The sequence below is a fragment of the Olleya sp. AS48 genome, from assembly GCF_038900355.1.
GTDB lineage: Bacteria > Bacteroidota > Bacteroidia > Flavobacteriales > Flavobacteriaceae > Olleya.
Genome location: NZ_JBBMRD010000013.1, coordinates 36,274 through 50,970 on the forward strand (window position 1 = coordinate 36,274; position 14,697 = coordinate 50,970).

Consider the following 14,697-nt stretch of genomic DNA (forward strand, 5'->3'; position numbering starts at 1 on the left):
AAAGATAAGCCACAAGCGATATACTAACAAATTTTAAAACTTTTTTGTACTATTTAGAATGGGTTTAAGTAACAAAGCTTTAATGTAAGGTAATATTTATATTATTAACCCATAGTTGGGATCTGTCCATGTTGGCATTCCACTGGTCAATCATAAATGCGTCATCATAATCTATGATTTTTTCAAAAACTAAAACATTGTTTACTATTACTTTTATTGGTTTAGATAAATCTACCATTTCTGGTGAAATATAAATAGTGAACGAACCAACCTTTTCTGTATTTATATCAAATACATTATCAGTAAATTTAGCAGTAATCTTTGCGGACTGTCTAGGAAAATCAAATGCATTTTGATTAACATCAATCACTATAGCATTATCATTATCATCTAATTTTAGCCATTTTGTAATTTTAAAATTAGTTGGTTTTTGCGACACTTTAGTCGTTTTAATAGTATCTAATTTAATAATATTTAACCAATCAATAGTGCCATGTGCATTATCGTCAAACTCCCATTGCAATGTTTTTGAAAAAGGATTTCTTTTTCGCTTAATAAGATCTTCAAACAATATATCATAAGCAGGTTCTGCCTCATCAAAATCAGGAAACCAATGCGGAAAGCCATTATATCTGTAATCTTTATAATCCGCCTTAATTTTAGACATAATGCTATTTAAGCTATCATTTGCATTTGGCGGATAATAGTAATCTTGATCTGTAGAAAAATTAATAAAACTTCTAGCTTTTACATTTTCTATAAACGTTCCGCCAGTATAGACTTTTGGATGTGTATTAAAACCATAAAAACCAGCAAATTGTGTTGGTTGCTTCATTAAGTATGAAAACGAGCCAGTTGCTCCATTAGAGTGACCAGAGACAAATACTTTATCATCATCAATATTAATTGCTGACTTTATTTGCTTAATAATTTCTGGAACCATAAAAAAGCCTTCGTCTCCAATCATCCAATTAAAATTTTTATCAGCTTTTGGAAACACTAAAACAACATCATTAGCGTCTGCACGCTTGGTATATTTTGTATTAGCGTATTTTAAATTACTTTTTGTCTCATAATCCGATAATGTGGTGTAGCGTATTGCTCCATGTAAAAAAACCAACATTGGATATTGATTGTTTGGATTATACGTTTTGGGTAGATGCACAAAATAAGACGTGCTAGACGTATCATTTATTTGAAATGAAATAGAATAATCTTTCTTTTTTTTAGGCAAAAAATTGTTTTGACTTTTAATGTAATTATAAAGTCGCTCTGCACTTAGACTATCAATTGAAGCGCCTTTTTTAGTGCTAAAAAACTCAGCTTCATCTGATGACAAATTATCAAAAAACTGCGTTTGATTTAATATTGCAGCTTGCTTTAAACTAGACCATCGTTTATCATTAAATAAATTTGAATAGTCCTCTGTTGCATAGTCTCCTAAAATATAATCCCAACCTGGATAACCTTCGTCATCCTCTATTAATTCTGCCAATGGTTGCAAGTACTTAAAAGCAACATCATTCATTTTTAAACGACTAGCAATTACACTTACATTGTACTTAGAATAATCGTCTATACTATCTGGAAATTTATTAAACGCATTTTGATAAGTAACAAGTGCTTCCTTTAATTTTAAAGAATCTTCATCCTTAGACAATTGCATTGCCTTATCAATTAAAACACTGTAGGACTCTTTTTTTATTGCAATGCTTTTTTTGCAACTACTTAAACTTAAACAAATAATTACTATAGTTAATGCTGCCTGTTTCATATGGACGATTTACTATAAAAGAGACTTCATTTAATAAAATGTTACAGTTTTGGTATTATTCGACTTCAAAAGCTTTTTCGACACTATCAATTTTTATTATATAATTTCCTTTTACAATATAATATTTGTCATTTTTAGCTTTATTAATGTCGATAGCAGTGTTTTCTTTTAAGATTACTTTTCTACCTTTTTCATGAATCGTTAAATCGTAATCAATAAAATTAAATCCTTTATCTAAATTCACGTAAAATGATTGTATTTGCTTACCGCTTTCTGTAAGGATTTCAACCTCCTTCTTACCAGAAATAGTACTATACAATTGGATAGTCGTACTAGGCTCATAGGGTTGCATCCATTTGCTCCATGAATTTCCCCAACGAGAATAATATCGAATAGACTCTAAATCAAAAATGGTCATTTTACTACTTAAAGCCATACTAGAATCATACTTTTGTAACGCAGAAAGATTAGTTTTATAGATACCACGACCATGCGTACCTAATAACAAATCATTACTTTCTTTTTGCGTTTTTATATCATGCACAGCTACAGCTGGTAAATTTTTAGAAAACGCTTCCCATTGGTCTCCATTATTAAAACTAACATATGCTCCATTATCGGTTCCTAAGTACAGTATATTTTCCTTAACAGGATCTTCTACAATTACATTTACTGGAGCTGTTGGAATATTAGTGCTTATAGACTTCCAAGTTTGACCATAATCGTCACTCATGTAAACATAGGTAGAAAAATCGTCAAATCGGTAACCATTTAATGTTGAGTAAACGCGTTCCTTTTTATGCATTGAAGCCACTACGCGTGTTACCCATAAATTATTAGGCAAATTACCTGAAACATTACTCCAAGTTGCTCCTTGATTTTTTGACACATGAATTAATCCATCATCACTTCCAACGTATAATAAACCAAATTCAAAAGGAGACTCACTAATCGTAGTTAAGGTACCGTAAGCCACATTCCCTGATTTTCCACCTTGTGTTAAGTCATCACTAATAGCCTTCCAAGTATTACCTTGATCTAAAGATCGCATTAATTTATTACCACCTAAGTACAAAATATCTTGATTGTGATCCGACAAATGAATTGGTGTTTGCCAATTAAAACGATACGGTTTTTCGCCAAGCTCATGTTTTGGCTGGATGTAAGTCTGCTCGCCAGACGCACGGTTTAGTCTGTAATAATTACCAAATTGGTAACCTGTATACACAATATCTGGATTACGATTATCAATCTGGATTTGCATTCCATCTCCACCCATTATACTTTTCCATGGATATTCTCCATTTTGATGCCAACTTTTATCTTCAGGTGCATTATTTGCACCAACCCAAACACCATTGTCTTGTAAGCCACCATAAACGCGATATGGTTTTTGATTATCTACATTTATAGCGTAAAACTGTCCTACAGATGGCGAATTATTTTTTATCCAATTAGCACCATCATCATAAGTAATATTAACACCTCCATCATTACCATTAATTAAATGATTTGGGTTTTTAGGATTAATCCAAAGCGCATGGTGGTCTGCATGCACATTTTCTGCACTTATAGAAGTAAACGTTTTACCTCCATCTTTAGATTTTAAAATTGGCACTCCGTAAACGTAAATGTCATTTTGATTTGCAGGAGACACATATACATGTCCAAAATAATACCCATAACTATAATATAAATCGTCTAAATAATCGTTGTGTGTTTTAGACCACGTTTGTCCACCATCTGTACTTTTATAAACTTCAGCTCCAATTACTGGTGTATCAAATAGCATTGAATTTGCATCTTCTAAATAATGAGCTAAATCAATTGGCTTTACGTTTCCGCTACGTACCATTTGCTTCACGTTTTCTGCTCTGTATTTTTCCTGAAAACCATTCATTTTTAAAAACCCATTCAGTTTTTTATCGTCTAAATTTAAAAATTCAGACATGCTCATTGTTTTAAAATCATCTTTTTGCAAACCTCGTCTCACTGCGTTATTTCCGCTTGACGGTCGTCTAAATTGACTATCATGTATTGCGTAAATAATATCATTATCGTAAATAGCCAATCCAATACGTCCAACACCATTACCTACTGGAAAACCACTGTTTTTTGTAGATATTTTATCCCAAGTATCTCCAGCATCTATACTTTTATAAATTGCCGAGTTGTTTCCGCTTCCATCAAAATTCCAAGCCTTTCTATCTTTTGTCCATGCAGTAGCAAACATGGTGTTATAATCTCCAGGTACATGTTGCATATCAATAATTCCGCTGACATCATCCACGTATAATGTTTTAGTCCAATTAAGGCCACCATCTGTGGTTTTATAAACACCTCTATCTTCAGATTTAGAATATAAAGCACCTGTGACACCAACAGTAACTTCATTAACATTATTAGGATTAATCAATATACGTCCAATATGTTGAGAATTGGGCAATCCAACATGTTGCCAAGTTTGACCATTATCCGTAGACTTTAACATACCAACTCCTGCATAAGACGATCTAGACGCGTTATTCTCTCCTGTACCAACCCAAATAGTTCTGGTTGGCCAATGTACAGCAATATCACCTACATTTTGGGTTTGAGAATTATCTAAAACAGGCTCAAAAGTTGTCCCATTATTTATGGTTTGCCAAACACCTCCAGAAGCATATCCAACATAAAACTCTGATGGGTTTTCTGGGTTTACATCCAAATCTACAACACGACCACTCATAACGGTTGGTCCAATGTTTTGAAACGCTACATTTTTAACTATTGAGTTTGATTGTAATTGGGCTTTATCTGCCAACTTAGTTTGTTGTGCACTTACAGAAGTAACGACAAATAAAAATAAAAAAAGTCTATAAATCATGGTTGTTTATTATAAGTTTTGAAGATACAGATAAAAGTAAAATTAACAAAGTAAAAACCTTAAAGCAAACAGATTTTAAGATGGATTTATTACTTATCTATCTTAAAGTTCTTATTTTTACAGCTAGTTATAATTTCCGCTTGACGGAAAAAATTATAACTCAAATTTTATGAATACATTTTTTCACTACTGTGGAAATTAAAAATTAAATTTTTCTTATGAAATATCACAAAATCGACTCGTCATTATTTATAAAAAACCGTAAAAATTTTGCTTCTCAAATGAAGCCAAAAAGTATTGCCTTTTTTAACTCTAATGATATTTATCCAATTAGTGCAGATAGCACATTACCATTCCAACAACAACGCGATATTTTTTACTTAAGTGGTGTTGACCAAGAAGAAAGTATTTTAGTTTTATTTCCGGATTGTCCAAATCCTAAAAACAGAGAGGTTTTATTTTTAAAAGAAACCAATGCACACATTGCTGTTTGGGAAGGTGAAAAACTAACTAAAGAGGCTGCATTAGCTACAAGCGGAATTAAAACCGTTTATTGGTTACAAGACTTAGAAAAAGTTGTTTTTGAAATGATGACACAAGCCGAAACCGTTTACATAAACACCAATGAACATTACAGAGCTAATGTAGAAACCGAAACAAGAGAAGACCGTTTTACTAAATGGATAAAAGATAAATATCCTGCACATAGTGTTGCTAAAAGCAATCCAATATTACAACGCTTAAGATCTGTAAAAGATCAAATTGAATTAGACTTAATCCAAACTGCTTGTGATATTACAAATAAAGGTTTTAGACGTGTTTTAAACTTTGTTAAACCTGGCGTTATGGAATACAACATTGAAGCCGAGTTTATGCATGAGTTTTTAAATAATCGTTCTAAAGGTTTTTCATACACACCAATTGTAGGTTCTGGAAACAACGCCAATGTGTTACATTATATAGAAAACAATCAAGAGTGTAAAGCTGGAGATTTAATATTAATTGATGCTGGAGCAGAATACGCCAATTACGCTAGTGACATGACACGTACTATACCTGTTTCCGGTAAATACAATGACAGACAAAAAGCGGTTTACAATGCTGTTTTGAGAGTTAAAAATGAGGCTACAAAAATGCTAGTTCCTGGTACAATTTGGGCTGACTACCATGTGGAAGTTGGTAAATTAATGACTAGTGAACTACTAGGTTTAGGCCTACTTGATAAAGCAGATGTACAAAACGAAAATCCAGATTGGCCTGCTTATAAAAAATATTTTATGCATGGTACATCACACCACATGGGATTAGATACGCATGACTACGGGATTTTAACAGAGCCAATGCAAGCTAACAACGTATTTACTGTTGAACCTGGAATTTACATTCCTGCAGAAGGTTTTGGTATTAGATTGGAAGATGATGTGGTTATCCAAAAAACAGGAGAACCATTTAATTTAATGAGAGACATCCCAATTGAAATTGAGGAAATTGAAGATATAATGAATAAGTCATAATACAATTTACATTGAAAAGCGAGCCTCAAAGCTCGCTTTTTAAATTTTATAATTACCACAATTTAAACATAAGATGAAGACACTTAAAGAGCAAACAGACGCAAAAATTGAATCAGGAAGAAAAAACAATCCTGAATTTATGAAAGGTGTTGATAACATTATAAAACAAGCAAAAGCTTTTGAACAAGGCAAAGATGCTTTAAAGATAAACACAAAAGCTCCTGAATTTAATCTACCAGATCCTAAAGGCGATCAAACTAGTTTATCAAATTTATTAAATCAAGGTCCAGTTGTTGTTACTTTTTATCGTGGTAGTTGGTGTCCTTATTGTAATTTACAACTTAGAGCGTTACAAGCTAGAGTAAAGGATATTCATGCTTTAGGTGCGACATTGGTTGCTATAAGCCCTGAAGTACCTGATGGATCATTGACTGAAAACGACATAAACAATATGGACTTTATTGTTTTATCTGATCAGGATGCAAAAGTAGCTTCAAGTTATGGTGTAGCATGGAAAGTACCAGATTTTTTAATGGATCACATGCGAGTAGACAGAAATCTTGATTTGAAACAAATCAATAATGGTAACGGTAGTGTTTTACCTATTCCTGCAACTTTTATAATAGGTCAAGACGGCTTAGTTAAATGGAACTATGTAAATGTAGATTACAGAACACGCTCAGAACCTGAAGAAATTACTGAAGCTTTAAAAAAGCTATCGTAAAAAATACATTTAATTTTTAATAGAAAAGCGAACTTAATAAGTTCGCTTTTCTATTTTACACCAATACGCTACTGTTTTCAAAAACATAACGCTGTAGTTTTTTTAATGTTTCTAATTTATCACTAGTATTAATTAATAAGGAGATATTATTATTACTTCCTCCATAAGATATCATACGCACGCTTACGTCTTGCAAAATTTGAAACAAATTAGGCGTGTCTGGGTGAAATATAATAGCATTACCAACTAAGCATACAATACTCATATAATTATCAACCTCAACTACTGAAAATCGTTCCAATTCTTCTACAATAGCTTCTAGATGCGATGTATCATCTATGGTTAATGACACAGCAATTTCTGATGTTGTAATCATATCTATGGACGTTTCATAACGCTCAAAAATCTCAAATACTTTCTTTAAAAAACCATGTGCCAATAACATTCTGGCAGACTTTATCTTTATGGCTGTAATACCATCTTTTGCAGCAATTGCCTTAATCCCTTCTCCATGTACTAGATTTGTTATTAATGTACCATGCGCTTCTGGTAACATGGTGTTTTTTAACCTAACTGGTATATCCAATTCACGCACAGGCATAACGGTTTGAGGATGTAATATTTTGGCTCCAAAATAAGCCAACTCTGCAGACTCATCAAAAGACAAATTAGAAATAGCTTTTGTATTCTCTACAAATCGTGGGTCGTTATTATGGAAACCATCAATATCTGTCCAAATTTGCACTTCTTCTGCTTTTAACACAGCTCCAATTATTGTCGCTGTATAATCACTTCCTCCTCGTTGTAAATTAGCAACATTTCCTTTTACATCACGACAAATAAAACCTTGCGTAATATAAATTTCTGCTTTTGGCGACTCATTAATTACACGATTTAAATTTTGTTGTATGTAAAAATTATCAGGTTCATTTGTTTTATCAATACGCATAAAATCCAGAGCAGGCAATAACACAGCATTTATATTCTCTTGCTGCAAATAATGGCTAAAGATAAATGTAGACAACAACTCGCCTTGCGACACAATTTGATTGTATAATAAATCGTCATACAATCTATTGACCAAAACCTCAAGTGAATTAAAAGTATTATTAACATACACAAAAACCGTTTTATAAATTTCTGGTGTTGTAATTAAAGTTTTAACGGTCGTGTTATAGGTATTTCTAAGAGCATCAATAACAATTAAAGCGTCCTCTGGCTTATTATTTTTTATGTAATCCGCAACTTTGACTAAGGCATTTGTGGTACCTGACATAGCAGATAAAACCACAACTTTTTGTTGCCCATTATTAATGATATTTTTAACATTAACCATATTTTCAATAGACCCAACAGATGTGCCTCCAAACTTTAATACCAACATATTATTTACATTTATACTGCTAAATTACTTAGCGACTTTTATCTAGCCATAAAAATGAAAAAATTGTACTATTTTTACACAAATTGTTAAATAGTTAACATAATGAAAACCATAGCCTCTTGCGTAGAAGACATTTTAATTACTCAACCATTTTTGGAAGAAGCATTGTCTAGAAGTATTATTAATTATTCTGCTTTAGCAGAAGAGTTGAACGCTCCCATTAGTGCCATGTTGCGTAAACCAGTAAAATCTGGGGCAATAATGATGGCTTTGCGACGTTACAATACACCAAATACGCTTAGACATTCATTAAAATTAAAAAGCACCTTACAAAATTTAGGAGATATTACAGTACGCTCCAATTTAAGTGACTTTACGTTTCAAAACTCAGAAACATTAATACAAAGTCACACAAAAATATTAGACCAAGTAGAAGCTAATAAAGATATTTTTTATGCGTTTACACGAGGTATCTTTGAAAGTAACATTATTATATCAAGTTCGGAAAACAAAAAAGTTATTAAATGTTTTTCTAATGAAAAACAAATTGGATTACAAGAAGGTCTGTCCGCAATAAGCGTGCGCTTACCAAAAGACAACTCCAAAATATCTGGATTATATTACCAAATATTTAAGCGTTTAGCTTGGGAAAACATTCCGATTTACGAAGTCGTTTCGACCACAAACGAGTTTACTGTATTAGTAGAAGACCATGTGGTTGATAAAGCATTTTCAGTTATTAAAAACCTAAAAAACTAAGGATTAACTTTAGTCAACTCACCAGAATCTAAAGCCTTTTGATAATCTGCTTCTACAGTAGTTTGAAGTCCAAAAAACTTAGTGCCATCTTTCTTTTTTAAAACAACGTAGGTTTTATTTTCTTTAGCAACTACATCATCAATCAAAACGATAGTATTTATAACAGGCTTGTAACTTGCTAACTTACCACGTTTGACTAAAATGTTTAATCTTGGAAAATCAATATGATTGTAGTGCTCTCCCTTAGGAGCTTTTACCTCCAAAACATCACCTACTTTAGGCTGGCTTTGAGCAAAAGACATAAAACATACACTTAAAAATACTAAAGTTAATACTGCTTTTTTCATAACATTGCGTTTTAGTTGTTACACAAAGTTAAAAACTTCTACTTAAAAAATCAAGGCTTTTTAACTAGTAAATTAGTAAAAATAAATCCTAAAAGTGCTGGTAAAACCCATCCTAAACTATATTGAGCAAAAGGAATTAAGCTGACCACGTTTGATAAATTTTTTGAAGGACTTATAACACCTACAACATCAGGAATACTAAACACAAACGTCAATAATACAACAACCCTAAAAACTAAAGCTGTAGCATATTTATTTGGTATTGCATTTAGAATAATCAATACAATAGTTATTGGGTAAATAAATAAAAGTATTGGCAAAGCAATAACTATAATGGTATTAAAATCTAATTGCCCAACCACAACACCAAACACACTAGCAATTATTGCTGTTACCACATAAACCGTCTGAGAGTTATTTATTAACCCTTTAAAATAATCTGCAGTACCTGTTACAATACCAACAGCTGTTGTAAAACAAGCTAACGCAATTAAAACACTTAGCACTGCATATCCAAAACCACCTAAAGCCTTGACACTAATACCTGTTAATAGGTTAGCACGTTGCATGTCGTTGTTTAAACTACTATTAATATCAATTTCGGTTCCATATGAAGCACCAACTGCAATTAATCCTGCATAAATTATAAACAAACCAAAACCAGCAATTAACCCTGATTTTTTAATCAGGTCCTTTTTAGCTTCAAAAGTAGCGTCAGTTTTAATATTAATTGAGATAATAATAACTGCTCCAACAACTACTGCTGCAATAGCATCAAAAGTTTGATACCCTTCTAAAATACCAGCAACAATTGGAGTATCCATTTTCGTTGGGTTAGTTACCATTTGTGCGGAATACAACCCAATACCAATAACCAACAGCAACATAATTACTATAAAAGGCGTTAGATACTTACCTATTATGTTTAATATTTTAGAACGATTTAAAGCAAAAACCAATACTAAGATAAAGTACACACTACTAGTTAATAAAGGCGAAGTACCAAAATTTGGATGTATTGCAATCTCATGTGTTGCTGCTGCTGTACGTGGTGACGGAATAGCTACTGCAATAAGATAAATTAAAACACAATAAATAAAACTAAATATTGGAGACACTTTTTTACCAAAGTCATATAAAGTCCCTTGTAATTTAGCATGCGCATAAATACCAATAATAGGTATTACTACTGCTGTTATAACAAAACCTAAGGTTACCCAAAACCAATTCTGACCAGCATTATAACCTAAAAGTGGAGGCAACAATAAATTTCCTGCTCCAAAAAAAAGCGAAAATAATGCAAAGCTTGTTATTAAAAGATCTTTAGTCTTATTCAAAATTAGTCTTGCTTAATTAATTTTAAATCTTCAAAATCAAAACTAAAATCTGTTACAGGAGCAATTGGTTTTAATGTTGCGCTTACCGCTTTAGCTTTTTCGTTAAAACTAAATTGCATAAAACAATCTGCATCGTAACTTCTATTATCCCATTTAACAATATAAGTAGTTGCATTGTATGGTAACACGCTCCCTTTTAATGTATTAGATTTCTCTGAAGTGATTCGTAAATCATTTCCACTTTGTGTAATACTAACATTTCCAAACCAAGCATCAGTATAAGTACCTGTAATAGCAGATACATCCATAGTTTTACTACTATTTTTCATTTTAGCTACCTGATCAAAAACTACAGTTTTAAGACTATCGTTATATTGGTACCATTCTTTATTATTTTGACCTAATTTTTCTAACCATTTACGGTCTTCATAACCTAAATAACTATCTTTAATGGTATTAGTAATAGTATTAAAAGCCGAACCATTCATCTGATTAGTTAATACTACAATTGCTAAATCTAAATCCGGAATCATAGTAAATTGCGTCACTGTCCCCAATAATCCTCCAGTATGATATACTTGTTTATAACCACCTTTTACGTCTGTTACAAACCAACCTAAACCGTAACCTCTAAAATTAGAATCGTAACTATCATTAGCACTTACTTTTAAAGGTGTTTGCAATTGCCAAAGTTCATTAAACTGTTTTTCGCTAAGCAAACGTTCTCCTTTTTTAGTTACAGCATCATTCATTAAAAACTGAGCCCAAGTCAACATATCATCCACATTACTAACAATACCTCCAGCTGGATTTGCAGTCGGACTCCAATCATGCGGAATTTGCACTAATTTACCATCTGCTAATGTATGTGCTTCAATAATATTAGATTTATCAGTCACACGATTGTAAGACGCTTTACTATTAATCATCCCTACAGGTTTCATAATTTTGGTTTCAATAAATTCTTCCCAAGACAAACCACTTACACGTTTTAAAACTTCTCCAGCAATAATAAACATGTTGTTATTGTAAGCAAATTGACTTCTAAAAGAGCTTTCTGCCTCCAAATGTTGTACATTTTTAATAACATCTTCCACCTTAAAACTAGCTTCCGGAAAAAACATTAAATCTCCTGCACCAAGTCCCATTCCACTTCTATGCGTAACTAAATCTCTAACCGTAAACTGTTCTGTTACCCAAGCATCTTGTAGTTTAAATTCTGGAATATGTTGTCTAACTTTATCATCCCAATTAAGCTTACCCTCATCCACCATCATAGCTAATGCAAAACAGGTAAACCCTTTACTATTGGAAGCTACACCAACCAAAGTACTTTTATCCATTGCTTTTTTATTAGATAAAGCACGCACGCCATGTCCTTTAGCATACACTACTTTACCATCTTTAATTATACCAACAGATATTCCAGGAACATCAAAGGTTTTCAAGGTGTTTTCAACAAGTTGGTCTAGCTTATCTTCCTCAATTTGAGCAGATAGCGTCATGCATGTTAAAAAAGCAAAAGTGTAAAGAATTGTATTTAATCTCATAATTATATTATTTAGCGTGTTGGCAATCAAATATAGTAAATACTTACTCAAAACAACAGACTAAAAACAGTACAAATCTTATCTTTGCAGGCTATGATTTTAACTTACAAAGGGATATCAATTGCCTACTCTGTTTCGGGACAAGGTAAAACCGTCACATTATTACATGGTTTTTTAGAAAACAGTACAATGTGGAAAGACACAGTGACATTATTAGAAAAAACACATCAAGTTATTACCATAGATTTATTAGGTCATGGCAAAACAGAGTGTTTAGGCTATGTGCATACTATGGAAGACTTTGCAAATGCAATAAACGTCGTGCTGACACATTTAAATATTACAAGCACAACACTTATTGGTCATTCCTTAGGTGGTTATGTTGCTTTGGCTTTCGCCGAAATTAAACCAGAACTAATAATAGGGTTATGTTTAATGAACTCGACACCATTTGCAGATAGTCAAGAACGTATCTTACTTCGAAACAGAGCCATTAAAGTCGCAAAATCCAATTATGAAAACCTAGTGAGTATGTCTATAAGTAATCTGTTTTTTGAAGATAACAGATTACGTTTTGAAAAAGAAATTGAACACATTAAAACCGAAGCTTTAAAAACACCACTACAAAGTTACGTTGCCACGCAAGAAGGCATGAAAATTAGAATTGACAGAACTGCAATTTTAGAAAACCTAAACTGTAAAAAGTTAATTATAGCAGGTAAAAACGATCCTATTTTATCCAAATCGGACGTACTTCATCTGGAACAATTAAATGGTATTAAAATTACTATTCTAGATGGTGGACACATGTCTCACGTAGAAAATAAAGAAGAATTCCTACAAGAGATAATGTGTTTTAACGAATAAATATAGCTTTTTGACCGGTTTTTAAAATATTGTTCATATATTCGGAATCGCTATCTATCAGATTTCTAAGACCTAACCATAATTATCTGATTACATAAAGGCCTATAAGTATGAATAACGAACAACAAAAACCATCACTAAAGGGACGTTTATACTGTTCCGTTTTTGGACACAACTTTAGCGTAAGCAAAAAAGTAACCTATCATATTAAAGAGTATAAGTGCTGTCATTGCAAAAAAGAAATGACTATAAACAGCAAAGGACACTTAACCGACTTGACACCAAAGTATAAAGAAATAAACTCGGTGTTAGAGCGTATTCATCAAAACAAATTAACTAGATATAGCAACAGTCAAATTATACAATCATCTGTTTTAAAAATGACATCTTAGTTAGTTTCAAAACTATTCCAGCCTTGAGCTGTTAGTTGTATTTTTTGATCACCTCTTGTAACTAAATGTGCACCTGAAGCTTCATCTGTAATATAGCCTATTACAGTTAAATGTGGATTCGCTTTAATTTTAGGAAAATCTTCTTGAGATATGGTCATCAACAACTCATAGTCTTCTCCTCCACTTAAAGCAATAGTAGTACTATCCATATTAAACTCTTCGCTAGTAGAAATAACTTGAGGATCTAAAGGTATTTTATTTTCATACAGATCACAACCTACTTTACTGGCTTTACATAAGTGTAAAATTTCTGAAGATAAGCCATCACTAATATCAATCATAGCAGTAGGTTTAACTTCTAAATCTTCTAATAGTTTAACAATGTCTTTTCTTGCTTCAGGCTTTAATTGACGCTCTATTATATACGTGTACCCATCTAAATCAGGTTGATTATTAGGATTCACTTTAAAAACTTCTTTTTCGCGTTCTAAAACTTGCAAACCTAGATAAGCACCTCCTAAATCTCCAGACACTACTAATAAATCGTTTGGTTTGGCTCCACTTCTGTAAACCTCTTTACCTGTTTTTACTTGGCCAATTGCAGTCACAGAGATAATTAATCCAGAAGTCGAAGAGGTCGTATCACCTCCAACTAAATCAACATCGTATAACTTACAAGCAGTTTGCACGCCAGCGTAAAGCTCTTCTATAGCTTCTAAAGGAAAACGATTAGATACAGCAATGGATACTGTTATTTGAGTCGCCTCTGCATTCATGGCATAAATATCGGATAAATTGACAATTACCGCCTTGTAACCTAAATGCTTTAAAGGCATGTAGCTTAAATCAAAATGGACACCTTCAACTAAAAAATCTGTAGACACTACTACTCTATCTTTATCAAATTCTAAAACAGCAGCATCATCACCTATTGCCATAATTGTAGATTTTTGAGTTACCTCAAAACTTTTAGCTAAATGATCGATTAATCCAAATTCTCCTAATTGGCTCAAATCTGTACGTTGTTGGTTTTTATCTTCTATCATACTGCAAAAATACTAAGCTTAATTCAATCTTAACAAAAAAAGCATTTAAATTGTTTAATTATCAAAAACAAGAGGCATCAAATGTAATTAATTCATCAATTTAACAAGTTAAAAGTAAATTTTATCGCTATTTCTGC

Annotated in this window: 12 protein-coding genes; 5 read left to right on the plus strand and 7 right to left on the minus strand. The window is 32.2% G+C overall.

What is annotated here, in order from left to right; genetic code table 11:
* Nucleotides 1–79: 79 nt before the first annotated feature.
* Together WNY60_RS14165 and WNY60_RS14170 are read right to left on the minus strand one after the other, a co-directional pair.
* Nucleotides 80–1,774: an alpha/beta hydrolase-fold protein gene (locus WNY60_RS14165; protein WP_342862780.1), complete on the minus strand. Its 1,695-nt coding sequence runs from the start codon at nt 1,772–1,774 to the stop codon at nt 80–82.
* Nucleotides 1,775–1,829: 55 nt separating this feature from the next.
* The gene (locus WNY60_RS14170) at nt 1,830–4,640 is read right to left on the minus strand and encodes a glycosyl hydrolase (protein ID WP_342862781.1); all 2,811 of its coding nucleotides are present in this window, start codon (nt 4,638–4,640) and stop codon (nt 1,830–1,832) included.
* Between the two features lie 218 nt (nt 4,641–4,858).
* Here WNY60_RS14170 and WNY60_RS14175 point away from each other — a divergent pair, with 218 nt between their 5' ends.
* Together WNY60_RS14175 and WNY60_RS14180 are read left to right on the plus strand one after the other, a co-directional pair.
* Nucleotides 4,859–6,154 (plus strand): aminopeptidase P family protein, encoded by a 1,296-nt coding sequence (locus WNY60_RS14175; RefSeq protein WP_342862782.1) that lies wholly within the window; start codon nt 4,859–4,861, stop codon nt 6,152–6,154.
* A gap of 73 nt (nt 6,155–6,227) precedes the next feature.
* Entirely contained in the window at nt 6,228–6,878 is a 651-nt protein-coding gene (locus WNY60_RS14180; RefSeq protein ID WP_342862783.1) for a peroxiredoxin-like family protein, read from the plus strand.
* A 55-nt stretch (nt 6,879–6,933) separates the two neighbouring features.
* On the opposite strand, the gene WNY60_RS14185 is transcribed toward WNY60_RS14180, so the two are convergent.
* Nucleotides 6,934–8,262 (minus strand): aspartate kinase, encoded by a 1,329-nt coding sequence (locus WNY60_RS14185; RefSeq protein WP_339807654.1) that lies wholly within the window; start codon nt 8,260–8,262, stop codon nt 6,934–6,936.
* Nucleotides 8,263–8,364: 102 nt separating this feature from the next.
* Here WNY60_RS14185 and WNY60_RS14190 point away from each other — a divergent pair, with 102 nt between their 5' ends.
* Nucleotides 8,365–9,021 (plus strand): hypothetical protein, encoded by a 657-nt coding sequence (locus WNY60_RS14190; RefSeq protein ID WP_292950134.1) that lies wholly within the window; start codon nt 8,365–8,367, stop codon nt 9,019–9,021.
* Here WNY60_RS14190 and WNY60_RS14195 read toward each other — a convergent pair.
* Genes WNY60_RS14195 through WNY60_RS14205 form a run of 3 tightly spaced genes read right to left on the minus strand, consistent with a single transcriptional unit; the run spans nt 9,018 to nt 12,255 of the window.
* On the minus strand, nt 9,018–9,368 hold the full coding sequence (locus tag WNY60_RS14195; protein ID WP_342862784.1) for a hypothetical protein: 351 nt from the start codon (nt 9,366–9,368) through the stop codon (nt 9,018–9,020). The two genes, WNY60_RS14190 and WNY60_RS14195, sit on opposite strands and share 4 nt — an antisense overlap.
* Nucleotides 9,369–9,418: 50 nt before the next feature.
* Nucleotides 9,419–10,705 carry a branched-chain amino acid transport system II carrier protein gene (brnQ, locus tag WNY60_RS14200; protein WP_342862785.1) on the minus strand — a complete coding sequence of 429 codons (1,287 nt, stop codon included), beginning with the start codon at nt 10,703–10,705 and terminating at the stop codon, nt 9,419–9,421.
* A gap of 2 nt (nt 10,706–10,707) precedes the next feature.
* A complete protein-coding gene (locus tag WNY60_RS14205) occupies nt 10,708–12,255 on the minus strand; it encodes a serine hydrolase (RefSeq protein WP_342862786.1) in 1,548 nt (515 codons plus the stop codon).
* Nucleotides 12,256–12,348: 93 nt separating this feature from the next.
* Here WNY60_RS14205 and WNY60_RS14210 point away from each other — a divergent pair, with 93 nt between their 5' ends.
* Both WNY60_RS14210 and WNY60_RS14215 read left to right on the plus strand, forming a co-directional pair.
* Nucleotides 12,349–13,122 carry an alpha/beta hydrolase gene (locus WNY60_RS14210; protein WP_342862787.1) on the plus strand — a complete coding sequence of 258 codons (774 nt, stop codon included), beginning with the start codon at nt 12,349–12,351 and terminating at the stop codon, nt 13,120–13,122.
* A gap of 110 nt (nt 13,123–13,232) precedes the next feature.
* Nucleotides 13,233–13,514, plus strand: coding sequence for a hypothetical protein (locus WNY60_RS14215; RefSeq protein WP_145004376.1), 282 nt, complete (start codon nt 13,233–13,235; stop codon nt 13,512–13,514).
* On the opposite strand, the gene thiL is transcribed toward WNY60_RS14215, so the two are convergent.
* On the minus strand, nt 13,511–14,560 hold the full coding sequence (thiL, locus tag WNY60_RS14220) for a thiamine-phosphate kinase (protein WP_145004379.1): 1,050 nt from the start codon (nt 14,558–14,560) through the stop codon (nt 13,511–13,513). The two genes, WNY60_RS14215 and thiL, sit on opposite strands and share 4 nt — an antisense overlap.
* Nucleotides 14,561–14,697: the final 137 nt, after the last annotated feature.